Annotated in this window: 18 protein-coding genes; 5 read left to right on the top strand and 13 right to left on the bottom strand. The window is 55.3% G+C overall.

The window, feature by feature from the left end:
- Positions 1–66 precede the first annotated feature (66 nt).
- Positions 67–981: a LysR family transcriptional regulator gene (locus C173_RS27795; protein ID WP_051478504.1), complete on the bottom strand. Its 915-nt coding sequence runs from the start codon at positions 979–981 to the stop codon at positions 67–69.
- A 147-nt stretch (positions 982–1,128) separates the two neighbouring features.
- Here C173_RS27795 and C173_RS27790 point away from each other — a divergent pair, with 147 nt between their 5' ends.
- Positions 1,129–1,359: a hypothetical protein gene (locus C173_RS27790; RefSeq protein ID WP_036731282.1), complete on the top strand. Its 231-nt coding sequence runs from the start codon at positions 1,129–1,131 to the stop codon at positions 1,357–1,359.
- On the opposite strand, the gene C173_RS27785 is transcribed toward C173_RS27790, so the two are convergent.
- From C173_RS27785 to C173_RS27770, 4 genes are all read right to left on the bottom strand, one after another.
- A complete protein-coding gene (locus C173_RS27785) occupies positions 1,349–3,445 on the bottom strand; it encodes a beta-galactosidase (protein WP_235192050.1) in 2,097 nt (698 codons plus the stop codon). The two genes, C173_RS27790 and C173_RS27785, sit on opposite strands and share 11 nt — an antisense overlap.
- Positions 3,446–3,548: 103 nt before the next feature.
- The gene (locus C173_RS27780) at positions 3,549–4,853 is read right to left on the bottom strand and encodes an ABC transporter substrate-binding protein (protein ID WP_036731279.1); all 1,305 of its coding nucleotides are present in this window, start codon (positions 4,851–4,853) and stop codon (positions 3,549–3,551) included.
- Positions 4,854–4,912: 59 nt separating this feature from the next.
- Positions 4,913–5,746, bottom strand: coding sequence for a carbohydrate ABC transporter permease (locus tag C173_RS27775; RefSeq protein WP_036731277.1), 834 nt, complete (start codon positions 5,744–5,746; stop codon positions 4,913–4,915).
- Positions 5,746–6,627, bottom strand: a complete 882-nt coding sequence (locus C173_RS27770; protein ID WP_036731275.1) for a carbohydrate ABC transporter permease — start codon at positions 6,625–6,627, stop codon at positions 5,746–5,748. The genes C173_RS27775 and C173_RS27770 overlap by 1 nt, the downstream gene beginning before the upstream one ends.
- A gap of 132 nt (positions 6,628–6,759) precedes the next feature.
- Here C173_RS27770 and C173_RS27765 point away from each other — a divergent pair, with 132 nt between their 5' ends.
- Both C173_RS27765 and C173_RS35150 read left to right on the top strand, forming a co-directional pair.
- Positions 6,760–8,598 carry a sensor histidine kinase gene (locus C173_RS27765; protein WP_036731273.1) on the top strand — a complete coding sequence of 613 codons (1,839 nt, stop codon included), beginning with the start codon at positions 6,760–6,762 and terminating at the stop codon, positions 8,596–8,598.
- A complete protein-coding gene (locus C173_RS35150) occupies positions 8,595–10,640 on the top strand; it encodes a helix-turn-helix domain-containing protein (protein ID WP_235192049.1) in 2,046 nt (681 codons plus the stop codon). Before C173_RS27765 ends, C173_RS35150 begins: the two co-directional genes overlap by 4 nt.
- Positions 10,641–10,814: 174 nt before the next feature.
- Here the strand turns inward: C173_RS35150 and C173_RS27750 are convergent, their stop codons facing one another.
- The gene (locus C173_RS27750; RefSeq protein WP_036731271.1) at positions 10,815–11,990 is read right to left on the bottom strand and encodes an SGNH/GDSL hydrolase family protein; all 1,176 of its coding nucleotides are present in this window, start codon (positions 11,988–11,990) and stop codon (positions 10,815–10,817) included.
- A gap of 539 nt (positions 11,991–12,529) precedes the next feature.
- Positions 12,530–14,851, bottom strand: coding sequence for an alpha-xylosidase (gene yicI / locus C173_RS27740; protein WP_036731266.1), 2,322 nt, complete (start codon positions 14,849–14,851; stop codon positions 12,530–12,532).
- 126 nt (positions 14,852–14,977) lie between these two features.
- Here yicI and C173_RS27735 point away from each other — a divergent pair, with 126 nt between their 5' ends.
- Complete coding sequence (locus C173_RS27735; RefSeq protein WP_036731263.1) at positions 14,978–15,895, top strand: AraC family transcriptional regulator; 918 nt, start codon at positions 14,978–14,980, stop codon at positions 15,893–15,895.
- 160 nt (positions 15,896–16,055) lie between these two features.
- Entirely contained in the window at positions 16,056–16,406 is a 351-nt protein-coding gene (locus C173_RS27730) for a nuclear transport factor 2 family protein (protein WP_036731262.1), read from the top strand.
- Positions 16,407–16,801: 395 nt separating this feature from the next.
- Here C173_RS27730 and C173_RS27725 read toward each other — a convergent pair whose 3' ends face one another.
- From C173_RS27725 to C173_RS27700, 6 genes are all read right to left on the bottom strand, one after another.
- Positions 16,802–18,928, bottom strand: a complete 2,127-nt coding sequence (locus tag C173_RS27725; protein WP_036731261.1) for a class I SAM-dependent methyltransferase — start codon at positions 18,926–18,928, stop codon at positions 16,802–16,804.
- A gap of 172 nt (positions 18,929–19,100) precedes the next feature.
- Positions 19,101–20,039: an alpha/beta hydrolase gene (locus tag C173_RS27720; protein ID WP_051478502.1), complete on the bottom strand. Its 939-nt coding sequence runs from the start codon at positions 20,037–20,039 to the stop codon at positions 19,101–19,103.
- Positions 20,040–20,162: 123 nt separating this feature from the next.
- Positions 20,163–21,530 (bottom strand): sensor histidine kinase, encoded by a 1,368-nt coding sequence (locus C173_RS27715; RefSeq protein WP_036731258.1) that lies wholly within the window; start codon positions 21,528–21,530, stop codon positions 20,163–20,165.
- On the bottom strand, positions 21,527–22,201 hold the full coding sequence (locus tag C173_RS27710; RefSeq protein WP_036731256.1) for a response regulator transcription factor: 675 nt from the start codon (positions 22,199–22,201) through the stop codon (positions 21,527–21,529). Before C173_RS27710 ends, C173_RS27715 begins: the two co-directional genes overlap by 4 nt.
- Before the next feature lie 118 nt (positions 22,202–22,319).
- On the bottom strand, positions 22,320–23,195 hold the full coding sequence (locus C173_RS27705) for a radical SAM/SPASM domain-containing protein (protein WP_036731254.1): 876 nt from the start codon (positions 23,193–23,195) through the stop codon (positions 22,320–22,322).
- 49 nt (positions 23,196–23,244) lie between these two features.
- Complete coding sequence (locus C173_RS27700) at positions 23,245–24,231, bottom strand: Gfo/Idh/MocA family protein (RefSeq protein WP_036731252.1); 987 nt, start codon at positions 24,229–24,231, stop codon at positions 23,245–23,247.
- Between the last annotated feature and the right edge of the window lie 235 nt (positions 24,232–24,466).

The raw sequence follows: 24,466 nt of genomic DNA, 5'->3' as shown, positions 1-24,466 counted from the left end.
GGGTATCCGTCTTTTGCGGCACGAATATAGGATCTTATCCTACTTTTATGACTTCACTGCTGCCCGTTACTCCACAGGACCGCTGCCGTTCTGCATCCTGTCTGTCCCGCTCACCGCTTCCGGCAGCCCTGCCTTCAGCTCTTCGATGAACTCCCGGAACGCGCTCGTCATATAGAGGTCACGCCGCCGGATGAATACCGTCGGCACCTCCGCATACTTCTCGGGAAACGGATAGATCCTTATCCCCTCCGTGACATTCATCCGGGTGAAATAGGATAACGGCAGCACCGCATACCCTATTCCCGCCCTTACACAGCCGAGTAATCCCTCCATCGTCCCGAACTCCATCATCTTACCCAGCCGTCCGCCCTCTTCCGCCAGCCAGCTCTCCAGCTTGTTCCGGTACAGGCATTCTGCATTCAGCATCAGCAGGGTCTTGTCATGAACAGAGAGGATGCCCTGATAATCCATACTATCGGGAATCACCAGCCCGATCCGTTCGTGGATGAGCAGCTCCTGGACAATCTCCGGGTGCTCCACCGGCCCGTCCATAAAGGCCCCCTGGACTTGATGCTGCAGAACCGACTCGATCAGCTCCCCCGCCCGTCCGACCTGCAGCTGCACCTCCACCTCCGGGTAGCATCCTCGGTAAGTGGACAGGATAGCAGGCAGCCGCACTGCCGCCGTCGTATCCGAGCCGATGGTAATCAAGCCTGTGGGCACCGGCGAATCCAGCACCGCCAGCTTCGCCTCATCCAGCAGATTAAGAATCTTGACCGTATACTCCATGAACGTCCGTCCGGCCGAGGTCAAGGTAATTCCCCGGCTATGCCGGTAGAACAGCGGAGTCTTCAGCTCCTGCTCCAGCTGCTGGATTCTTGCCGTTACATTGGACTGCACATAGTTCAGGCTTTGGGCTGCCTTAGAGATACTTCCTTCTTCGGCAACCGCCAGAAATACTTTGAGAAGACCCGTATCCACGCCGTATCGCTCCCCCCGGATCACCCATCAGCCGCAGTGATGGCCTCCATCATTTCCCTTCATTATACATGATCCGATACACCGTTTATGATGGAAATATAACAGGAATGCGAGACCCCGACTAAAAAATGGCTAGGAGTGAGAGCAGTGGAAAACAAAAAGTGGAAGTTCCAGCTGCCCGGTAATCCGGATGGCATAGAAATAGCTATCGGTACAAGTGAAATCAGAACTGTCCATGACCTCCTAAGCCGGTTCCGCCAAGAGGAGCTTATGGCGGCGCAGAAGCAGCAGGCCGAGAGACGGAAGCCACAGCCGAAAGCTCCTGTGGTCTCCCTGGCCTCCCGTCTGCAGGAGAAGAGACGTCACCCTACTGCCTGACTCCAGCTTCCTGCAGGCCAGAGCTTACAGCTTGCAGAATCTGAACAGCAAAAGGCGGAAGCATGACGGTTCCAGTCTCCAGATTGCCGGTTAGCGCGCTGCGGTAGTGCTTCTCCAGCCGGATGCTCTGAGCCGTCCGGCTGAGGTTCAGCAGGAACAGCAGCTCCCGGTTCTCTCCTGTACGCTTGAAGGCCTGAACGCCCTCCGGTAATTCCGCGAACTGCTCAAGCCCTGCGTCCAGCGCGATATCACCCAAAAGCTTCAGCCAATAATCCTCCCCGGGATCGGTTCCGATATAATATACCTTGCCCGCCCCGAAGCGGTTCAGAGTAGCCGCAGGAACTCCGGCATAGTAATCATCTTCATACCAGGCGATCGGCTCCGCTCCCTCCAGACAAAGAATGTCGCACCAATGGCTGCATGCATACAAATTCCCTTCAGCATCACGGAGCGTATGAATCTCGTCTCCAACCGGATCATACTCCTCCACCGTTATGCCGGCCGCACGTGAGAACAGCCCGGGAAGAGGCTGCATTACACAGATATTATTCATGTTCTTCACACCGCTTCGGCTCATCAAAATGACTGTGCCGCCGCCTTCCGCAAAGGATTCCAGCGCCTGTGCCGCCTCTTCATCATGCAGGTACAGGCTCGGGACGATAACCAACTTGTAGCCCTCCAGCGGCTGACGCCAGTCCACCACATCACAACTGATGCCACGCTTGGTTAACGCCCGGTGATATTGCTTGATGTTATCATAATAGTCCAGCCCCTCCGCCTGGGGCTGAATCCGCAGCGCAGCCAACTGCTCGTGCGAATACAGGATAGCCGTCTGACTCATGACTCCGGTCCCTTCCAGCAGCGGAGCCAGAGCATTCACCTCACTGCACAGCTGCCCGAATTCGGCAAATCTCCGCCCGGGCACATTGCTGTGGTCGATGAGGCCGTGCCAGAACTGCTCTGCTCCGGCGGCTGCGCTTCTCCAGCGGAAATGCACCACGGTATCCGCACCTCTGGCAATCGCCTGCCAGGCATATGCACGGATCAGTCCGGGATACGGAGTGCGCCACATCGGGAACCAGCAGCCCGGAGGGCCGCTAAGCTGTTCCATGATCCAGAAGCCCCGGCGTTTAATCCCGCGGGTCAGATCCAGGGATAAGGCCCCGCTGTATGGTGCAGTGGCCTGTTTCTTAGGCGAAGGATTCGGATAGTAATCGAAGGCCGCCACATCCAGCTCCTCTGCCAGCCCGTGCATGTCCAACCGCTGCGGATAACTGTGAAAGTTATGGGTGATAAAGTGATGTGGGCAGATCGCCCGCAGCACATCAATCTGCGACTTCTGGAAGGCAATCACTGAATCCCATTGGAACCGCTGGAAGTCCAGCAGCAGCGAAGGGTTCTGAAAAGGTGAAGCGCCATAAGGAACTGTCAGTTCACTCCAGCTGCTGTAGCTTCCGCTCCAGACCACGGTTCCCCACTCCGAATTAAGCTGTTCCAGCGTCCCGTACTTCTGCTGAACCCAGTCCCGGAACGCCAGGTTGCAGCTGTCACAGTGGCAATCCAGCATACTGAATTCGTTATCCGTCTGCCAGCCGATAACTGCAGGGTGACTGCTGTACTGGCGGGCAAGCGCCTCAATAATCAGGCTGCCATGTTTCCGCAGGGAAGCGCTGTTATAACAGCGGTGGCCGCGCACGCCCGGATGGAAGACGCCGCCGTCCGCGAGTACAGGCAACACATCCGGGTAAGCGGAGGTCAGCCAGCGCGGCGGTGTTGCTGTAGGCGTCCCGATCACAATCTGAATCCCGTACGCATGGAACAAATCCAGCGCCCGGTCCAACCAGGCGAAGTCAAAGCTGCCGTCCGAAGGTTCCAGCCGGCTCCAGGCAAATTCCGCTACCCGGACAACCTTGACCCCGGTTTCCTTCATTAACTTGATATCCTTCTCCCACATGGACTCGTCCCAATGCTCAGGATAATAGTCGACACCGATTTGCACGTTGCTGTAATCATTCCGCTCCCGAATTGTGCCCAGCTCCCTCTTATCGTAATGTACAAGACTTTGATTCGAGTATACCTCAATCACCAGTTAGCCGAAAACCATAAAGGACGCCCCGCCTCACCTCATTCACTGAGATGGGCATGAGCGTCCCGGCCAAACCACTCTATCCAATCTGTTCCCTTTCAGATTATTTCTTCAGCTTATCCCAGGCAGCCTGCATGCCCTTCTCCCAGCCGGCTTCATCCACTTTGCCGGCAATCAATTCCTGAATGGAGCTGGCGAATTCCTGTGTAACGCCATCAGGGAATTTGGATGCTTGCAATCCATAGACCTTGCCTTCTTTTACATAATTCCAGACATCCGCACCCAGCAGACCGATATCCTCAGGGGTTGCCGGAATGGTGGACAGCGCAGGAATGAACTTCCATTTCTTCACGATATACTCTTTCCCCATATCCGAAGTGACCAGCCAGTTCAGGAACGTCTTCGCTTCTTCCTTGGAGCCGGATTCCTTGTTCACTACCAGGTTCGCCGGAACACCCACCGACAGCTTATCGTTCATTGCCGCATCGTCGTTGATTGGCATCGGGAACATCCCGATGTTCATGTCCGGCGTAATGTTATCTACCAGTGTCTGTGCCCAGTTGCCTTCCTGCATCATAGCCGTTTCGCCCTTGGCGAACAGCGCCAGGTGAGTGTTAGCATCCGTGGTCAGAGGATTCTTCTGGCCGTATTTTACCGTCAGATTCAGCAAGTTGCTCCAATCCTTGAACTTCTCATTCCCTACGATGGATGCGGTTCCGTCGTTCAGGCCCTTGATGAATTCATCGACATTATCCTGCTGTGCAAAAGCTACGCTAATCCCCTGAATCCCCAGCAGCCACCATTCCTGATAAGCGTTGCCGAACGGAGTTACGCCAATCGCCTGCAGCTTTTTAGCTGCTTCTTCAAGCTGTGAAATGGTTTTTGGCGTCTCTGTAATCCCGGCCTTGGCGAACAGGTCCTTGTTGTATACATAACCGATTCCTTCAAGGTTCATTGGCATCCCGTAGGTTTTGCCGTCCTTGGTCATAGGTTCTGCTGCAAGTGGAATCAGATCCTTCACCCAAGGCTGGTCGGACAGGTCTTCGAGTTTGTCTTGCCACAGTGCCATTTCAGCATACCCGCCGTTACTGAAAATATCAGGAGCATCGCCGGAAGCGAATTTGGTCTTCAGCGCTGCACCATAGTCTGCGCCGCCGCCCACCGTCTGGATATCCAGCTTGATGTTAGGATGCTCTTTCTCGAATTCCACCTTCAGCTCATTCAGGCCTTCCACGATCTCAGTCTTGAACTGGAAAATCTTAACCGTCTTCACAGCGCCGCTGTTGCCAGCGCTTCCATTAGAAGCATTATTTGAGGCAGACTTATCGGCATTGCCGCCACAAGCCGCGAGCACTACTGACATTAGCATTACGGATGACATCATCAGTGCAGAATGTTTCTTCTTCATTAGATATTTCCCCCTTGAATAATTTAACTGCTTCTTATGTGGAACGGGAGCCCGGTGAATTAACCCTTCACCGAGCCAGCCGCTATTCCCTCAACAATGTAACGCTGCATGAACAGATAGAAGATGACGATCGGGGCAATCCCGATGGTCAGTGCCGGAAGCGCCATATCCCACTGCTTCGTATACTGGCCGAAGAAGGAGAAGGTCGCCAGCGGAATCGTCCGCAGTCCGGGCGCCTGAAGAATCAGGGACGGCAGCAGATAGTCATTCCAGATTCCCAGCGCATTGAGCACGATAATGGTCATCAGCATCGGCTTGAGCAGCGGCAATACAATCCGGAAGAACGCCGAGATCGGGTTACAGCCATCCACCGTAGCCGCCTCTTCAATCTCCAGCGGCACAGACTTGATGAAGCCGTGGAACAGGAAGATCGCCATCGGAATGCTGAGACCCAGATGGGAGATAATGAGACCTGTGAAGGAGTTATTCACGCCCAGGACGTTCACTACCTTCAGGATCGGAATCATAATCGTCTGGAACGGAACCACCATCGCCGCTACCATCAGCAGCAGCAGAATCTGGTTGAACCGGTTATTGGCACGCACCATGCGGTACGCCGCCATCGCGCTGAACAGCGAGATGAGTGCTACACTGATGATCGTAATGATCAGCGAGTTGCGGAAGGCCTCGGAGAACCGGGCCAGCTTCCAGGCATTCGCATAGTTCGACCACATGAAGGTCTGCGGCCAGCTTGCCGCGTCGCTCAGAATCTCGCCGAAGGATTTTACCGAATTCGCCAGCAGGAAGTAGAACGGAGAGAGGAACAGAAGCGCCAGAAGGATCATAATCACTTCAATGCCGATATTCCATCTGCTTTTGGTCTTGGCATTCATTAAGCTTCTACCTCCTTACTCTTCGTTATACGAACCTGAATGACAGTGATCAGCGCTACAATGAGGAAGAATAACAGCGCCTTCGCCGTACCCAGACCATAACGGTTGTTCAGGAAGGCTTCGTTATAGATGTTCATCGCTACAGATTCCGTAGATTTGAACGGTCCGCCTTTGGTCAGCGAGAGGTTCAGGTCGAACATCTTGAAGGACCAGGAGATCGCCAGGAACAGTCCGATCGTAACCGCAGGCATAATCAGCGGAAGGATAATGTTACGCAGCACCTGCATCCGGGAGGCGCCGTCAATCTCGGCAGCTTCAAGCACCTCTTTGGAGACGTTGCTGAGCGAAGCGATGTAGATGACCATCAGATAGCCGGAGGACTGCCAGATGAAGACCATGACAATCGCCCAGAAGCCGGTGGTCGCATCCCCGAGCCAAGGAAGGTTGAAGAAGGACAGGCCGGTAAGATCGCCCATAGTGGCGAAGCCTTTGATGAAGATGAACTGCCAGATGAACCCGAGCAGCAGGCCCCCGATCACATTCGGCATGAAAAAAATGGTCCGGAGCATATTGCGTGTCTTCAAGGGTTTGGTCAATAGATAGGCCAGGAAGAAGCCTACTATGTTAGTCAAGATCACACCCAGCACGGTGAATCTCACGGTAAACCAGAAGGATGACCAGAAATCGTGATCATTCGTAAAAATACTTTTAAAATTCTCAAAGCCGACCCAGCTTACATTACCGGATACGCCGTTCCAATCGGTGAAGGAGTAGTACATCCCCATCAGAAACGGAATAATCATGATCAAGGTAAAAAACAATAATGCCGGGCCAACGAAAAATACCTGCTGACCGAATTGGGACAATTTATTGCCGCGCATGTATGGCCCCCCTTTCTTTTACTCACTCACTTGTTTATGATCTAAAGATATTATCTGTTTTTTGCAGAGCCTCTTACACCTACGCAAGTGATCTTTAGGGTGTAAAATATTGACCTGGATGTGACCCGCCCCATGAAATGGACCAGTATCCGCACGAAGCTGATTGTCTTCCTGCTTGTGCCCACCTTAATCTGCATTATGGCTACGATGTATGTCAGCTATTCCCACACCACCAAGTCGCTGCGGGACCGGGCGGTCGATGAGAACAAGAATCTGCTCTATCAGGGCTACAAGAACATTAACAGTCTGCTGCAGGAGATTAACCGTCTATCGCTGAACGTGTATTCTGACGGCGATTTCTACCGGCTGCTGGAAGCTGGGTACGACGATCTGTCCTCCGATATTGCCATCTATAACTCGCTCAGCTATATCTCCACCTCGCTGCCCCACCTCTCACAGGTGTACTTATACAGTGTGAAAGACTCTAAGGCTACGCTGATCACCGACAATACAACACCCAAGCGCTGGCTGGCTAATGCACCCTACCACCAGTCCAGTCTGAGCGGAAGCTCACCGGTAAGCGTGCAGAGTACACATCTGAGCAACGCTTACGGGCTAAGGCTGCCATTAACGCAGTTTATACCGGAGCCGGTCTTTACGCTGCACCGCAGAATTGAGCGTATCCCTACCTCGCAGGCGCTAGGCTATCTGTCAATTGATGTGAAACTGGCAGCCCTCAGTGAGATTGTGGACCAGCTGTACGAGCAGGATCAGGAGAAGCTCTACCTGGTGGACAGCAGCGGCAGGCTGGTCTACAGCCATGATTCCGGGCTGCTCGGCAAACCGCTGAATGCTGATTGGTATAACACTCAGATTGCGGACAGTACGCAGTTACAGGGTTATTTTGAACAGGACAGCTCTGTATTCATCTATCAAAAGATCGACAGCATCGGCCTCGGCTGGACGCTCGTCAAGCAGATTCCTGTCTCCTATCTGTTCCGCGAAGCCAAGGAGGCCGCCGCGATCAACCTGCTGCTGCTGGCGCTGCTGCTGGTGACGATCATTGTTCTGACGATCCTCGTCTCCTTCCGGATTACCGCGCCGATCAAGCAGCTGACCCGGTATATGAATCAGGTCCAGACCGGGAATCTCAACATTGAGATCCGCCCGGCGGGCAACGATGAGATCGGGGTGGTCACCGAGCATTTCCGCAGTATGATGGACACGATCAACAATCTCATTCTGCGGGAGTACAGACTGGAGCTGGCGAGCCGGACCAATGAGCTGAGGGCGCTCCAGTCCCAGATTAATCCGCATTTTCTGAACAACACTCTCCAGATTATCGGTACGCTGGCCCTGGAGCTGAAGGTGCCGCAGATCTACGGCTTGCTGTCGGCTCTGGCCAAAATGATGCGCTACAGCATGTACAATGATGAGAAGGTGGTGACGGTCCAGAATGAGCTGGATCATGTCAAAGCGTATATCCAGCTGCAGAAGGAGCGTTTTGAGAACAAGTTCAGCTTCCGCTGTGAGGTGGAGGAGCCGCTGCTTCAGGCGCTGATGCCCAAAATGATCCTCCAGCCGATTGTGGAGAATTACTTCAAGCACGGCTTCCAGCTTGACCGTCAGGACGGATACATGGAGATTAACGTGGCCGGGCTAACCCCGGAGCGGATGGAGATCAGCATCGCCAACAACGGCCTCCCGATTCCGGCAGGACGGCTGGAGGCGCTGCGCAAGGAGCTGGAGCAGTCCAGCACCGTTGAAGAACGGGAGCTGCTGCAGAACGCTGGACAGGACAGCCCTAGTAGACGCGATGCTCCGGGCGCGGGCATCGGCCTCGGCAATGTGCTGGCCAGGCTGCGGCTGGTCTGCGGGGATAATGCCCTGATGACCGTGGATAATCTGAAGACAGGCGGGGTAATCATCCGCCTTGAAATCGATATTGTAGTGGAGAGTGAACGGATATGAAGGCACTGATTGTAGATGACGAAGCAAGAGTCCGGAAGGCCGTCCGCCTGCTGGTGGACTGGGAGGCCCATCAGATTGAGGAGATTCTGGAGGCGGGTAACGGCAATGAGGCCATCGCTCTAATCCGCCAGGAGAAGCCAGCGCTGGTCATTATGGATATGATGATGGAGTCCGGGAGCGGCCTGGAGCTAATGACCTGGGTGGATGAATTCGCAGGCAGCACCAAGTTCATTGTGGTCAGCGGGCATAATGATTTCGACTTCGTCCGCCAGACCGTCCGCCATGGCGGCATCGATTATATCCTGAAGCCGATTGACCCGGATATGATTAACAGCGCGGTCTCCAAAGCAGTATCCGCCTGGCGGGCCGAGGAGGCGGAACGCAGCCACCGCCAGCACCAGAGCCTCCGGCTGAATGAGATCAAGCCGATCTTCGGGGAGAAGCTGCTGTCCGCATTGATCGACGACAAGGTGAATGCCGAGGCCTCGCTGCGCCGCCTGATCCATGACGGCATCATTCCGCCGGACATTAAGATTTCGCGTCTGCTCCTCGTGCAGACGGACAGCGGCAACAATCCGCTGCTGCGGCGCTTCGGCGGTGACAGCGAGCTGCTCTACTATGCCATCGTGAACATCTGCAACGAATTTCTGCAGCAGCAGAGCACGGGCATCGCGTTCCGCTATTGGGGCGGGCCGCCGGAGATTGCCATCCTGCTCTGGGAGCCGCATGAATCCGTCACTTCGCTGATTAGCCGGATGAATCAGGGCATCTTCCTGACGCTGCAATTCCGCATGCATTTCGGAATCAGCACGCCGGGCGCTTTCCCCGCGCATCTGCCGGCGGGACGCACCGAAGCCGCCGAAGCCCTGCTGCGGCGGAATCTGCTCAGGCATGAGGATTACTGCCATTATGCGGGTGCGGAGGCGCTGCCGGGTGCGGGGACAAGCATGGGAGCGGGCTCGGTGGCAGGCGGGGAGACTGATGTGGGTGTGATGACGGGCGGGAAGCCAGGCTTGGGTGCGGTGACAGGCGGAGTGACTGGCTCGGGAACGGACGAGGTGACAGGCCGGAAGTCAGGTACGGGTGCGGCGACAGGCGGATTGACTGGCTCGGGAACGGGCGAGGTGACAGGCCGGAAGTCAGGTGCGGGTGCGGCGACAGGCGGATTGACTGGCTCGGGAACGGGCGTGGTGACGAGCCGGAAGTCAGGTGCGGGTGCGGCGACAGGCGGATTGACTGGCTCGGGAACGGGCGAGGTCACAGGCCGGAAGTCAGGTGCGGGTGCGGGGCCGGGGTGGGTGACTGGCAATGGTGCTGGCGCAGTGACGGGCAGGAAGCCGCGCGATAAGCGGGAGACCGCGGTCCCGCTGAGCTTTGCCGATGTCCAGGAGGACTGGCGGATGGCAGTCATCAGCGGGACGGCCGAAGCCCTGACCGCAGCAGCGCAGCACTGGACCCAGGAGCTGAGCCGCCGGGGGGTGGTTACCCCGCAGATGCTGAACGACTGGAAGGCCGATGCGCTGCTGCTTCGCTCCCGGCTGGTCCGGGAAGCGCTTGGCAGCCAGGCAGCCAACGTACTGGCTGAGCTTGAGCACGGGGACCAGCAGAACCCCTCTCCGCAGCCCAGCGGCTATTCCTTCTCCCTGTTCGCCTGGCGCGATTGGTCCCTTGCCTTCATGCAGCAGTTATCCCGGGCGCTCACGGACAGACAGCAGAAAGAGCGGAACCCGATGACGGAGATCGTAAAATACATTGAGCAGAATTACCCCTCCGACCTCTCCCTTCAGGAGGTGGCGGGCAAATTCCAGGTCAGCCGCGAGTATGTCTCACGCCGGTTCAAGCAGGAATACGGCATCAACTTCTCCGACTACATCGTCAGCGTCCGCATCGAGAAGGCCAAGCTGCTGATGCAGAATCCGGGCCTCAAGCTAGCCCAGATCTCGGAAATGGTCGGCTTCCACGACGTCAAATACTTCAGCAAGGTCTTCAAGAAGCACACCGGCCATTCGCCGAAAGACTACCGGGATCAGGCGGAGCATTAAGCTCCGTCTGGGTGGTATGTGAATGCTGATTACTGGGGGAGAATGTATTCGGTTTTTCGCCTACATTCGCTCCGGTTACTTCACCCTTTTAGTCCTCCATGGCTCTTCACCCATCCACAGATGAATAGCTGATGCTCTACTAACTTACTGGAGTCCGTTTGCTGTTAAATTTCGCTAACCTCTGTACCACTCCAGAAAAGCCGCCGCCACTGCCTTGCCCGCCGCACCGTTCGGATGCGGGTCGAACTCGTCGCTCATATACTCCGGCTTGATCCGGTGGTCAGCAGGAATAGCAACAGAGAGCACGGCAGCGATGTCGAACACGCGGTCCACTCCGGCCGGAGGACTCATGCGGATACATTCATTCATTTTACGCCAATGGGTCTCAGGCTCGCCCTCGAAATTGAAAGGCGGCACCGTGCTGAGAATTACCGCTGCCTCCGGCTGTGCTTCCTTGATCCGGGAGATAATGTGTGCGAGGTCCCCCAGCAATTCCTCTGCCGAGCGCTGGCCGATATCCAGATCATTCACGCCGAGCACGATCAGCACCTCATCACCTTGCTGTGCTTTATGCAACCAGGGACCGTCCGTGGCTACATCGTAGGCCCGGCCCCAGCCGGAGCCGATATTCCACACTCCATACTCTGTACCCAGCCCCTCCGCAATTCTTGCCGCCCAGTGCGCATATTGGTCCTTGGCGGTCCGCACCCCCTGCGTGATGGAATCGCCCAGGAATACCAGTCTCTTCACCACTTGCTTCTTGTAACCCAGGAAGCTTGGCAGCACCTGGAGCTTATCCGATTCACTGAACCCCGCCGCTGACTCCTGCGCTGCCTGTGTACCCGGCGCATCGTAGCCGGAGACCAGCATTCCCTCCACATTGAAGGGGAATGACTTGCCTGCGCCAGCCGTCTTCAAGGTCCAGGTGAAGGCCAGCATATGGCCCTCCCGCAGCTCCAGAAGCGCTTCGTCGCTCCAGAACTGCTCACCCGGCTTCACACGCCGCGACAATTCGCCGCCAAAGGTAACCGGCACCTGCGAGCCCGGCACAATGCTGCCGTCCGGCGCCGCTCCGCCATCGGCGAGATATGCCGCCTCGATGCTCCACTCGCCGCCCGGTTCACTGGCTACGGCATCCGCGCCCAGGTCCCAGGTCGAATCCACCGCATTGCTATGCCAGAACTTCAGCGTCAGGCTCCCGTTCTCCCGCAGACGGATGTAGGTGCGGTACGTATGGGTGAACGGCTCCGCCGCGTTCATAATATAGTTGGCGGCTGTAGATAGCGCGGTGGCCGAGGTGAACTCCGGCTGGCTCAGTACTCCGCCTAGACTGTTCTCAATATTGTTCATAGTCATCGACTCCTCTATTCTATTTCTGCTTCTATGGCTAATGGGCTGGTGAGCTGGTGCGGCTGGTGCTGTACAGTAACTTGGCTCAACTTTGACCCGGCTTTCCCGACTTTAACCCAACTTTGGCACGACTCCTGCCCGACTAATGTTGCACTATCTGCAACACTGATGCCCGTAAAATCGGCTGTTCCGGTGCAATGTTGCACCAAATGCAGGAATTTTGCCGCTGATTGGCCCAAGGAAGCTGAAATGCTGCATTTTTGACAACAATTCGCCATAGCCCTGCTCCTGCTGCGGGGATTGTTGCATTTCTGGCAGCAATTAGCCCGTTGTGGCTCATCGTGTGTGCCATTGCACTCCCCCATCGCCGCCAATCCCCAAAAAGCTCCCCGATCCAGGAGACGAATGTCCCCTGTCATCAGAGAGCTTGGTTACTTAAGGGCACAGCCATAGGCTAAGCCAGCGTGCGGGTGTGTTAATTCGGTCTATAGTTGTGTTAATTCAGTCTTGCGTGTGTGTTAATTCCGTCTATAGTTCACTTATTTCAGCGCAATCGTGAACGTTACGGACTTCTCACCGGCGCCCACTTTCACTATAGTCTCATCTACCTGCTCCGCACCTTCCACGGAAGCGATAGCGCCGAGATCCTTCACCGCCAGGGTGAATGCTTTGCCGCTGCCTTCGGCAGTAACCTTTACAGTGCTGCCGCTGCGTACAGCTTCTACCTTCAGCTCAGGTGCGCCGTGGATATCGCGCACAGTCGCCGCAGCAGACTTCCCGTCCTCCAGGGAGTACAGGCCGAACTTCACGCCGTCGGCAAAATCATAATCCGGACGGCTGTCCTCGCTGCCCAAGGCCAGCAAGGTGTTCGGACGCACGAACAGCGGCAGGCTGAAGAAGTCATGCTTCTCCTTGCGCCATGCTCCGCCCTGTACGGTCTCACCGTTCAACAGGTGTGTCCAGCGGCCAGCAGGCAGGTAATACTTCACTTCGCCGTTCTCCTGGAAGATCGGAGCGACCAGCAAGGAATCGCCCAGCATGTACTGGCGGTCCAGCACTTCACAGGTCGGATCTTCCGGGAACTCCATCACCATGGCCCGCATCGAGGCCCAGCCCTGCTCATGTGCCTGTCCGGCTACATCATACAGGTACGGCATCAGGCTGCACTTGAGCTTGGTGAAGAAGCGGGTAACGTCCACGGCTTCATCGTCATACGCCCAAGGCACACGGTACGAGGTGCTGCCGTGCAGACGGCTGTGGCTGGAGAGCAGGCCGAAGGCCAGCCAGCGCTTGAAGACATGCGCCGGAGCGGTGTTCTCGAACCCGCCGATGTCATGACTCCAGAAGCCGAAGCCGGACAGGCCGAGCGACAGGCCGCCGCGCAGGCTCTCTGCCATGGATTCATAGTCGGCATAGCAATCGCCGCCCCAGTGAACCGGGAACTGCTGGCCGCCAGCGGTAGCGGAGCGTGCGAACACGGCAGCTTCATTTTTGCCGAGCTTCTCTTCCAGCACCTCGAATACAACCTTGTTATACAACTGGGTATAATAGTTATGCATCTTGTAAGGGTCGGAGCCGTCAAAGTATACCACATCGGTCGGAATCCGTTCGCCGAAGTCGGTCTTGAAGCTGTCTACGCCCATATCCACCAGGTCACGCAGGTAACCGGCATACCATTCACAAGCCGCAGGGTTCGTGAAGTCGACCAGTCCCATACCCGCTTGCCAGAGGTCGGTCTGATAGACGTCGCCGTTGGCTTTTTTGAGCAGATAACCGTTCTTGCGGCCTTCTTCAAACAGCGGGGAGCGCTGTCCGATATAGGAGTTGATCCACACGCAAATCTTGAGCCCCTTGTCGTGCAGGCGCTTCAGCATGCCCACCGGGTCCGGGAACACACGGGAATCCCACTGGAAATCTGTCCATTGATATTCGCGCATCCAGAAGCAGTCGAAGTGGAACACATGCAGCGGCAGATCGCGCTCGGCCATCCCTTCCACGAAGGAGTTCACCGTAGCTTCATCGTAGTCTGTAGTGAACGAAGTCGTCAGCCACAGGCCGAAGGTCCAGGCCGGAGGCAGCGCAGGCTTGCCGGTCAGGGAGGTGTATTTCGTGATGACCTCTTTAATCGTCGGCCCTTCAATCACGAAGTATTCCAGGCTCTCTCCGGCTACGCTGAACTGGGCCTTCTTCACCTTCTCAGATGCAATCTCATACGAGACGAGTTCCGGCTGGTTCACGAAGACGCCGTAGCCCTTGCTGGTCACATAGAACGGAACGTTCTTGTACGCCTGCTCGGAGCTTGTACCGCCGTCTTTGTTCCACAGATCGACCACCTGGCCGTTTTTGACAAAAGCCGTGAAGCGTTCACCCAGGCCATACACGAATTCGCCGACGCCTAAGTCCAGCTCTTCACGCATGAAGGTGTTGCCGTCCTGATCCGTGATATAGGCCATTGATTTGTAACCGCTACCGGTAATACGCTCGTCGCCGCGGTAGAAGTCCACCGACCAGTGTGTGCCCTTGTTGATGACTACGCGGAGTCCCCCGCTGATCAGCACGGTCTGCGCTTCGCTCTCTTCCACCTGAACATGATCGCCGGTTCCCTCAGTCAGCTCGAACGAAGGTCCGCGTGGAATGACGCCGTCGTTATGAATAATTTTGACTCCAACCACGCCCGGAAGCGGGGAATGGAATTTCACCGTCAGCAGTGTGGAGTTGAGTGTCGCCGAACGTCCCGTGATGGGAGTCGTCTGCGTGATGGCGGTCAGGCCTTCCTCTGTTTTTTCTACTACATAGTTCTGCACTGCACCATTGATTGTAATTCCGTCACGAACCAGCCATAAGCCGTCTGTAAATTTCATATGTGCACTTGCCACCCTTCGATTTGGTGTATATAGTTGCATTATACCGATAATAAAACCTCAAAACTAATAATATATAGCTCATTTATAACACTATTTTGACGTAATCAGACAAGGAGGCCCCTAATGGACCGTACCTCGCAGCGCTTGCTCAAAGAAGACCGCGAACACGGGGATGTCATGTTCCCCCTGGCTGCCTACTGGATCGACCTTCCCGCCGGAGCGCATGTCCTGGACACCCACTGGCATGAGGAAGCCGAGTTCTTCCTGCTGCTGGAAGGCGAGATTCTGTTTCAGGTGGACACCGACTATTTCACGCTTCGCCCCGGTGAGGCCGTGTTCATTGAATCCGGGGATATCCATGCCGCATACGCGCTTACAGAGACCCCCTGCCGCTTCTGCGCCCTTGTCTTCCACCCCGACCTGCTGGCCAGCGCCCAATATGATACCATCCAGCAGAGTGTTATTCTGCCGCTTCAGGAGAAACGCCAGAGCTTTCCGCGCCACCTCACCCCTTCTGTTCCCTGGCAGGCGGAGCTGCTGCTGCATCTGAACCGGATGATGAACGCGTATGATCAACAAATGCCCGGATTCGAAGCTTTTATGAAAGGGACCCTGCTGATTATGCTCTCGCAGATTGCGCAGCCGGGGCGCTTCGTCAACCACAGCCAGTCCGAAGGCGCGGAGCCCACGAAGATTGACCGCCTGAAGCGGGTAATTCTCTATATCCAGGACAACTACCAGGAGCCGATCCGTACCCGTGACCTGTCGGGGCTGATTCCGATGAGCGAAGGGCAATTCTGCCGTTTTTTCAAAAGCATGACCCGCAAGACGCCCGTCGATTACATCAACTCCTATCGGGTTCGCCAGGCCGCAGCCCTGCTGAAGCAGGGGGACCGCAAAATCTCCGATATTGCCATGGATGTCGGCTTCGACAACGTCAGCTATTTCATCAAAGTGTTCCGCAAAGTCATGAATTGCTCACCTTCAGAATTCCGCAAGGACGCCGCTCCCTTCGCCGGGCAGAACCAGCTCTATCCGTAAGCTGAACCCCGCCCCATTCTTTTTCCTGCTTACGGATGCCCGGATACGTTTAAGTTAGTGTATGGATGACCACGGCACCTGCCGCTTCAGCGGTGGCCTAGTGGCTCATTCCGGTGGACATGCCGTTCCCCACTAATCTACTTACAGGAGGCAGATATTCATGAATCAACATGTTACCTTGCCAATTGAGGTACAGGACTTCTACAATGCAGTGAACCAATACCAGCCTGACGCTCTGATCGAATTGTTCGCACCCGGCGCTACCGTGAAGGATAACGGGAAGTCGGCCGATGGCACAGAGGCTATAGCGGCTTGGGGAGAATCCGAGCTATTCTCTGCTAAGGTCCGCTTTACTATTATGGAAATTGAAGAAATCCAGGGCCGCATTGCGGTGACCGCTGAGATGGAGGGGGAGTTCAATAAGAACCGTGTTCCCGCCCCGCAGCAGTTCACCCATGAATTCAAGGTACAAGGCGGCAAAATCAGCGAGCTGATCATCACGCTTAAATAACGCCGAGCAAGTTCAAAGTATAACCATACTTTATAACTCAAAAGGCTGTCCTTTAAGTCATGAATATGACTACGCGGGACAGCCTTTTAATTACATAAGATGGGTTTCAGCACTGGAGTGGACGCGGCGATGGCCACTCCGTTGTGTTCTTGTGTTCCCTGATTGCATTTTCTGCAATAGATTCCGCTCTATATTGCCCTAGAACGCATTCTATTGTATTTCATACAGTAGATTACTGGATTTAGGCTCCAGAAGGCCATTTCCGGCGAATTCTATTGTATAGAGTGCAATAGAAGCTACTTTCCCGTCGATTTCAGAGACATCTATTGCACAAAGTGCAATAGCCAAACGTTGAGCATTAGAGTATAGGCAAGTTACTTAACACTACATCCCCATTACCTGCCAGCAAGCACGGAATTCCTCCCACCGTCCTTACGGATTACGATGAAGCAGGTGCTGTCCGGCAAAGGCACCGCCTGCCCGTTATCGTCCATCATAACCACTCTGTTCTCCAGCGCCTCCGTGTAGCCCTCCTGCAGGTAATGACGCAAGACCTCTATCTTGGCCCGGTCCCCCAGCGTCTGCTGAATGAATGCGGTGTACTGCGAAGGTGTGAAGTAGCCGAACTGCTCCTGAACCTCATGAATGTAGGCTTCCTCCCCCCAGGTGTACGTATACAGGAATTCCATCGCATCATTCACCGGCATCAGAACCTCGTGTTCGCCCAGCTGTTCATAACGGATATTCCTTCCGGCAAAATCCTTCGCGTACCGCTCCAGCCACGCCATGCCGTCCGCCTCCAGAAACTGTACCCGCCGCAGCTCATCCTCCGGCTCGCTCATTATGCCGTCGCGGATAATGATCGTCCCGCCGTCAGCCAATACCTCGAAGGCACTGGTCAGGGCTGCCGCCACCGTGCCGTGATTGAACTTCCGGCCGTCCAGCGGCACATAGGAATACAGCTCATGCAGGATGGATGAGAAAATCACCGTGTCCACCGTGCCCGGCTCCACATAATCCTTCAAATTCAGCGCATCGCCTTGGAGCACCTCCCAGCGGCGGTCCTCCCGCTGCTTGCGCTGCCGCAGCGCTTCGATCACATTGCTTGCGATATCAATCCCCACTGGCACCACCTCCGGCATCCGCTCCTCAATCAGATCGAGCAGCACCCCGCCGCCGGGGCCGATGTCCAGCACCTTCCCTCCGGTAACGTAGTCCAGAATCACTGCCTTATAGTCAGCCGTATCATTCATCTGGCTTAAGTACGTATCCTCATTGTGGAAGCGGTCGAAAGCATCCCGCCGCAGATCGAACAGGTCGAACAGCAGCATGACCGCCCGTTCATACAGCGCTGACTTCTCGGCCTCCATACAGAACTCAATCAGCTTCTCCGCTGCCGCTGAGAACTCGAACTGGAAGAACAGCGTATCCGGCAGATGCTCCTTACCCCGCAGCCTGTGCGTAAGATGCGGGTTGCTGCCGGAAGGCTTCACGCCGCTGTAGATCTCCTCCCAGCTCAGCTCCGAGAGATACTTTTCAATAATCCGTTTCTTATAGACGTTGATCTTCTTGCTGCCCTTATAGTCATAATGAATACTGTTCATGACCGCCTCGAAGCTCAGATGGCTCAGATGGCTTAGCTGAAGCGGGCCGCTGCCGGCCACCAGACTCATGACCTTCAGGAACTGCTCCAGCGAGAAGGTCTGGAGCGCCGATTCCACATACCAGAAGGTGGCAGGCTGCAGCGGCTCCAGCGCAGCTGGGAGGAAGCCCTCCTGCACCAGCCCGTCCCACTCCGTCTCGTAATCCTCCCCCTGCGCAATGGACCCGGCGCGCATTCTCCGCAGACGTTCCTTCATCGGGACTTCAGGCTGCAGATTCCCTGAAGCAATTACAGCAATCAGCTCCATGACCTGCAGGCGGACCTCCTGCCACAGCTCCGGGGATACCGCAGCAATGATGCAGTGATTCAGTGCGAACAGCAGCCGCTCCAGCTCCTCTGCGCCCAGCAGTCCCTGCTCCACCAGTGCGGACAACGGAAGATTGACGGAAGGCGGAACCTCGCCGCGGATTTGCTGTCCAATCAGCCCATGCGTCTCGATCAGCGTATGTATGACCCGTCTCTTCTCCGCAGAGCCTGCCTCGTCCTGCTTCATCCCTTCTGCATACCTCCGGTACAACTCTGCGGAGCCGATATTATGAACGAAAATATTAATACCCTCTTCCTGCCAGCTCCGCCGCTGCCGGAGAGTCCCGCCCTTAGCCGTCTCCGACCAGATCAGCGTCTCCTCAGCCAGCTCCTTGATCCAATACGACAGCGGCAGACTGTCCAGCACCCGCAGACTCCGCTCTACATAATCCAGCACCGGATTCTGCTGCGCAAGCGACTGCAGCGATTCTACCCGCTCCAGGTTCACAATCGTCTGCTCTGCCTGCACGATGTACTCCAGCCACGGATAGCCTTCTCCGGCAGGCCATTCTCCTTCACGATACGCCTCTATAGCCCGTAATGATTTCAGCATTTGCATACCTCCCTATGTAATAGCAATCTATATACAATAGCCCATGGGCTTCAGGTTTGAATCAGAGTGTCCCCGGAATGGAACAAACCGCAAGCTTCTATTATAGAAGCCTGCGGCTGCGAAGAGCTCTTGTTCAATTGTATCAGATAGTTGGCCGGGAATCAGATTCCTCTCATTTCACACCTGCCATGAATTCTCTGTAATCCTTGGCAATCTCTTTGGACAGCGTATGATGCAGATAATGTCCGCCATTGAGCGGCACCAGCTTACCGTACACGGAATCCTTCACCTGTTCCTCATGCAGCTGCATCCAGCCCTCAACATCGGTATTATTTGACTGTACGAAGAGCAGCAGCGGAAGCTCTTTGGGGAAGGTCAGCGCCTGGGCTGCTGTGAAATTCTCCTTGAAATACTTACTCTCATTCACGACAGTGTCATTGTTTGAGTTCTTGGTGGCGATCATCTTCATCTGCTGCTTGGTATGCTCGTCGAACGAAAGCCCGGCATACGGGTCGCCGCCTATCTTTTGGAACAATCTCACAATGCCGGATTTGTCGAGGAACTTAAGCGTTCCCACCGGTATTTCATCGTCCAAGCCCCCTTGGTTCGGCACACTGCTGTCGATTCCCACAAAGGCCGTCACTTCATCCTTATACTTGTTCACATAATCCAGCCCGTAGATTCCGGCGATGGAATGCCCCATGAGGGTGTAACGCTTGATTCCAAGCTGCTGCAATGCTTCATGAATCTCACTGACGATATTGTCCGAGGTCCGTTCCTTATCGGTCCGGTCACTTAAGCCATAGCCGAACGGCTCCACCACGACTACTTTGGAGTTAGGAGACAGCTCGTCTACCAGCGGTTTGAAATCAAGCGCCGGTGCCCCGGTGCCATACCCCGTCAGCAGCACCACGGTCTCCTCACCCGATCCCTGGACAAGTACGTTCATCTTCTTGCCATCGACTGGCACAAGCTGCCCATACGGCTCAATCTTCTTCAGCTCCGCTTTGCTGCTGATCATATTGACCACAAATACTACAGCAAAAAACAATACGATCACAATCATCAATGCCGCTATAGACTTAAGCAGGATTCTGAGTCCTTTTTTCATTATACAATCACCTGTCCCTATGAATCGGATGTACTGCCTTGATGAAGTGCTAAGGATAGTATATATAATGAAAATGTACTCTCCGTGACGGTAATATGAACGGAGGATGAACGGTGTAATAATCTAATCTGCCGGTGTATTCAGCGGCAGCGTTACAATGAAGCTTGTGCCTGCGCCTAGCTCACTCTCGACCCGGATATCTCCTTGATGAAGCAGGACGATCTGCTTCACGATGGCCAGCCCCATCCCGCTGCCGTTATACTTGTTGCTGTGGGAGCGGTCCGCCTTGAAGAAGCGTTCGAAGATCCGCTTCTGGTCCTCGGGAGCGATCCCGATGCCGGTGTCGGATACACGAACGGTTACACTTTTATTATCTTGCTTCGTATGGACACTGATTACTCCCCCATCCCCGGAGAACTTAATGCTGTTGCCCAGCAGGTTCGTCCATACCTGGCTCAACAGGTCATAATCCGCCGTCAGCGTGGCAGCCGTCAGCTGAAGATCGAAGTTGATGCGCCGGGCCGACCATTGCGGCTGAAGAGCAACAATCACACGCCGGATCTGTTCATCCAGGCTGAAGGTGGTGAACCGGAGCTGCTGGGACTGCGATTCAAGCAGACTCAGCTTCAGCAGGCTGTCGCTCATCTTGGACATCCGTTCGGCTTCCCCGATGATGATATCGATATAGCGGCCCCGCTCGCTCTCTGGAATATTCATCTGCTTCAGCGCCAGGGCATAGCCGGAGATGGAGGTCAGCGGCGACTGCACCTCATGAGATACATTCGACACGAAGTCACGGCGCATCTGCTCCAGCTGCTGCAGATCATGCGTCATCTCCTCGAAGCTGCGCGCGAGGGCGCCCAGCTCTCCCTTTTGCTTGATATTCAGCTTCACGTTGAAGTCCCCGGCTGCGATCTTGCGCGTCGCGTTGGTCAGCTTCTTAATCGGCCGGACCACGAACATGGCCGCCACCAAGATCACGAGACTCCCGGAGACCAGCGAATACACCACGAAATTCACCAGCCATTTCAGCACAAAAGCGGAGGAGGGGGGACCGACCGGCTCTACGAACAATGCTTTTTTTCCCGTATCCGTAGTTAATTGCATCCCTAGCAGGCTGATGGAGATACCTGACGGATTGACCTGCACAATTCCGCCTGCCAGCACCTGCTGCACCTGCGCTTCAGTCACGGTCTCCAGCTTCATTCCTTCTGGCCCGCCATAAGACTGAACCCCGCCGTTCGCATCGTAAATCCGCACATGATAGGTCTCAAGCTGCTTCATGCCGCTTACGAACTTGTCAGCTTCCGTCAGCGGAAAGGCATCATAGATCTGTACGACATCTTGTGCGAAGCGTAGCAATTGAAACTGCAGGTTCTCATTCAATTCATCTTTGTATATCCAGATTGCCAGATTGAAGGAGATCACTGTCCCCCCGATTACGGAGATCAGATAAGTCAGGACCACACGGGTATATAAGGACTTGATCATTCAGTAACCTCAATCCGGTATCCCAGACCGCGGACAGTCTCGATCCGAAAATCCGGCGAAGCCGCAAACCGTTCACGCAGGCGCTTGATATGTACATCTATCGTCCGGTCATCCCCCGAGTAATCAATGCCCCAGATCTGGTCGATCAGCTGCTCGCGGGTATAGACCTGCCCCGGTGTTCCGGCCAGCTTATACAGCAGCTCGAACTCTTTAAGCGGCAGGGACAGCGCTTCTGTCCCGTTCATCACCTTGTAGGTCTGCCGGTCCAGCGTTACCTCTCCGATACGGATCGTATGCGACTTGCCGATTCCCGAGCGCTTCAGCAAGGCTCTGACCCGGACCGTCAGCTCCAGCGGATCAAAGGGCTTAGTCAGATAATCATCGGTTCCCAGCTCGAATCCCTTCACCTTCTCCCAGGTCTCCCCCTTCGCCGTCAGCATTAACAGCGGCAGCTCCGGGTCTGCTCTGCGAAGCTCCTTGCATAGCGCCCAGCCGTCCATCACCGGCATCATAATATCCAGGATGACCAGATCCACATGCGTTCTGGCATAGACCGCCAGCGCTTCTTGCCCGTCTGCCGCTTCAGCGGTATCGAATCCGTCATTGCGCAGAAATAGGCAGACAAGCTCGCGGATATTCGCATCGTCGTCTGCAACAAGTATAGTAGGCATCTATTCCCTCTTTTCGTATGATCCGGCCTTATAAATATTTCTGTCTTCCCAGTAGCATCACCCTGCTGCTTTGCCGGTATGCACCGACACCATCCCCCACTCCGGCTCCGCGCTCCGGCTAGGTGCCGAACCGCTGCCGGTAGCCGCATTTACGGCACAGCTCCTCAACAGCTTCCCGGCGCGAGAAGCCATAGAACAGATTATTCGCCCGTTCCCCCTCGACAATCTCAGAGAACGGCTGCTCATGAATATTGCCGAGGTTGATCACCCCTTCGCCATCCAGACAGCACGGCACAACGGTGCCGTCTACCAGGACCGCCGCCTGGCTGCGCAGCGCATGGCAGAAGCCCTTGCCGTCATCCTCCGGCTCATGCAGCGCCGGCCATCTGAACTCGTGGTCCTGGTTCAGGTACACATGCGGGGCAATCTTCACGCCGCTGCCGGGGACGACCTTCTCCTCGATCCTGTAGCCCAGTCCGAAAGCCTCCTCCAGCAGGGCCAGCGTCTCACGGTTGCGCTCCTTCTCCAGATTCGTCCGGTTGTCCTCCGTCAGATTCCAGAGCCGGAACGAGACAATGACACCTTGGGCGGAGATCTCCCGGACGAACTGGATGATCTCTGTAAGATAACCTTCACGGTTCTCCGAGCCTGCATGGCCGTCGAAGCTGTGCAGCGAGAAGTTCATCTGCCGCAGTGCCGGCTTGCCGAGCAGCTTCGGCCCCGCTTTACGGATCAGCGTGCCGTTGGTCGTAATATTGACCTTGAAGCCCTTGGCATGCGCGGCATCCAGCAGCTCGCCCAGCTTCGGATGCAGCAGCGGCTCGCCTTTGACATGCAGATAGATATGATTGCTATGCGGTTTGATCTCATCAAGAATGGTGTTGAACGTCTCCAGCTTCATGAAATTCTTCTGCCGCTCCGTGGGCGGACAGAAGCTGCAGGCCAGGTTGCAGACGCTTGTGATCTCGATGTATACCTTTTTGAACGTCTTCAAGTTCCGCTCCCCATTTCAATATATAATGCAGACCAGGTTGCCCGTTACGTTAGAGATCCGAAGCATACCGCAGGCCAATCTGGGCTCTCGCCTCTTCCATCAGCTCTGCCACCGCCAGGGAATTGGCGTGGCTGTTGGTCGCGCTCTCCCGCTGCCCGCTCTTCAGCAGATGAATGAACTCCTCAATCTCATAGTACATCGCCTCATACACCTGCGGGAGCGTAAGCTCCTCGACGGTTCCGTCACGGTAGTGGATTTTGACCTGATAGGGCTGGTTAATCTTGTCGATCACCATCGTTCCGTTCTCGCCCTGAATCTCAGCAGGCAGATAGGAATCGGCAATCTTGGAATGCATGACCACCGCGTCCATGTCCGGGTAACGCATGACCATACTGCCTTCCCCGTCCACACCTGAAGCGAGCATCAGCCCAACGGCCTTGACCGAATCCGGCTTGCCGAACAAAGCCACCATCGGATATAAGCAATAGATCCCCAGATCCATCAGAGAGCCGTTGGAATATTCAGGATTGAATGCGTTCAGCACCGTCCCCTGGCGGTAAGCATCATACCTCGAAGAGTATTGACAATAACCCGCGAAGTAGCGCCGGACTTGACCCAGCTTATATAAGTTATCCCGGATCACGCCAAAATTCGGCATGAACGTGGATTTCATCGCTTCCATGAACAGCACATCATTGCTGCGCGCTGCTTCAATCATCGCCTTCAGCTCCCGGCTGTTGGAGGCCGCCGGCTTCTCACAGATCACATGCTTACCGTGGTTCAGACAGATCAATGAATGCTCCGCATGCATCGAGTTGGGGCTGGCGATATAGACCGCGTCCACCTCTGCGCTTGATACCATCGCCTCCAGATCCGTATAGATCGAAGCCCCGGCATACTTGGCGGCAAAAGCCTGTCCCTTCTCTTCTGTGCGGGAATACACGGCCGTAAGCAGAAACTCCTCATTCTCAAGTCCCGCCTGCACAAAGCGGTCTGTAATCCAGTTAGTCCCTACAACCCCGAAACGAATAGTCATGTATGATCCCGTCCTTTTTTAAATATATAAGCTATAACTGCTATTTTCTCATTCCATGATAGGTATGTCCACTTATATACCGTAATTTCCGACAAATTCCGCTAGATTTCGATTGTGAAAAAAAGCACCTGAGAATAGGCACAGGATTCACCTTCATTCGTCGTCCAACGCTCCTCGGAGCATGGGGCCATTCGTCCAGCCTTTACCTCCTGGGGGCCATGCATTATCTCACACA

This window comes from Paenibacillus sp. FSL R7-277 (assembly GCF_000517965.1).
In the GTDB taxonomy this organism is placed as follows: Bacteria; Bacillota; Bacilli; order Paenibacillales; family Paenibacillaceae; genus Paenibacillus_AQ; species Paenibacillus_AQ silagei.
The sequence above is the reverse complement of the archived record's forward strand: the minus strand, read 5'-3'. Positions and strand labels throughout refer to the sequence as shown.

Excerpts from the sequence above, each read along its gene's own strand:
- C173_RS27765 (WP_036731273.1), top strand. The coding sequence starts at position 6,760 with ATGAAATGGACCAGTATCCGCACGAAGCTGATTGTCTTCCTGCTTGTG.
- C173_RS27780 (WP_036731279.1), bottom strand. The coding sequence starts at position 4,853 with ATGAAGAAGAAACATTCTGCACTGATGATGTCATCCGTAATGCTAATG.
- C173_RS27735 (WP_036731263.1), top strand. The coding sequence starts at position 14,978 with ATGGACCGTACCTCGCAGCGCTTGCTCAAAGAAGACCGCGAACACGGG.
- C173_RS27710 (WP_036731256.1), bottom strand. The coding sequence starts at position 22,201 with ATGCCTACTATACTTGTTGCAGACGACGATGCGAATATCCGCGAGCTT.
- C173_RS27730 (WP_036731262.1), top strand. The coding sequence starts at position 16,056 with ATGAATCAACATGTTACCTTGCCAATTGAGGTACAGGACTTCTACAAT.
- C173_RS27770 (WP_036731275.1), bottom strand. The coding sequence starts at position 6,627 with ATGCGCGGCAATAAATTGTCCCAATTCGGTCAGCAGGTATTTTTCGTT.
- C173_RS27725 (WP_036731261.1), bottom strand. The coding sequence starts at position 18,928 with ATGCTGAAATCATTACGGGCTATAGAGGCGTATCGTGAAGGAGAATGG.
- C173_RS27700 (WP_036731252.1), bottom strand. The coding sequence starts at position 24,231 with ATGACTATTCGTTTCGGGGTTGTAGGGACTAACTGGATTACAGACCGC.
- C173_RS27720 (WP_051478502.1), bottom strand. The coding sequence starts at position 20,039 with ATGAAAAAAGGACTCAGAATCCTGCTTAAGTCTATAGCGGCATTGATG.
- yicI (WP_036731266.1), bottom strand. The coding sequence starts at position 14,851 with ATGAAATTTACAGACGGCTTATGGCTGGTTCGTGACGGAATTACAATC.
- C173_RS27775 (WP_036731277.1), bottom strand. The coding sequence starts at position 5,746 with ATGAATGCCAAGACCAAAAGCAGATGGAATATCGGCATTGAAGTGATT.
- C173_RS27750 (WP_036731271.1), bottom strand. The coding sequence starts at position 11,990 with ATGAACAATATTGAGAACAGTCTAGGCGGAGTACTGAGCCAGCCGGAG.
- C173_RS27715 (WP_036731258.1), bottom strand. The coding sequence starts at position 21,530 with ATGATCAAGTCCTTATATACCCGTGTGGTCCTGACTTATCTGATCTCC.
- C173_RS35150 (WP_235192049.1), top strand. The coding sequence starts at position 8,595 with ATGAAGGCACTGATTGTAGATGACGAAGCAAGAGTCCGGAAGGCCGTC.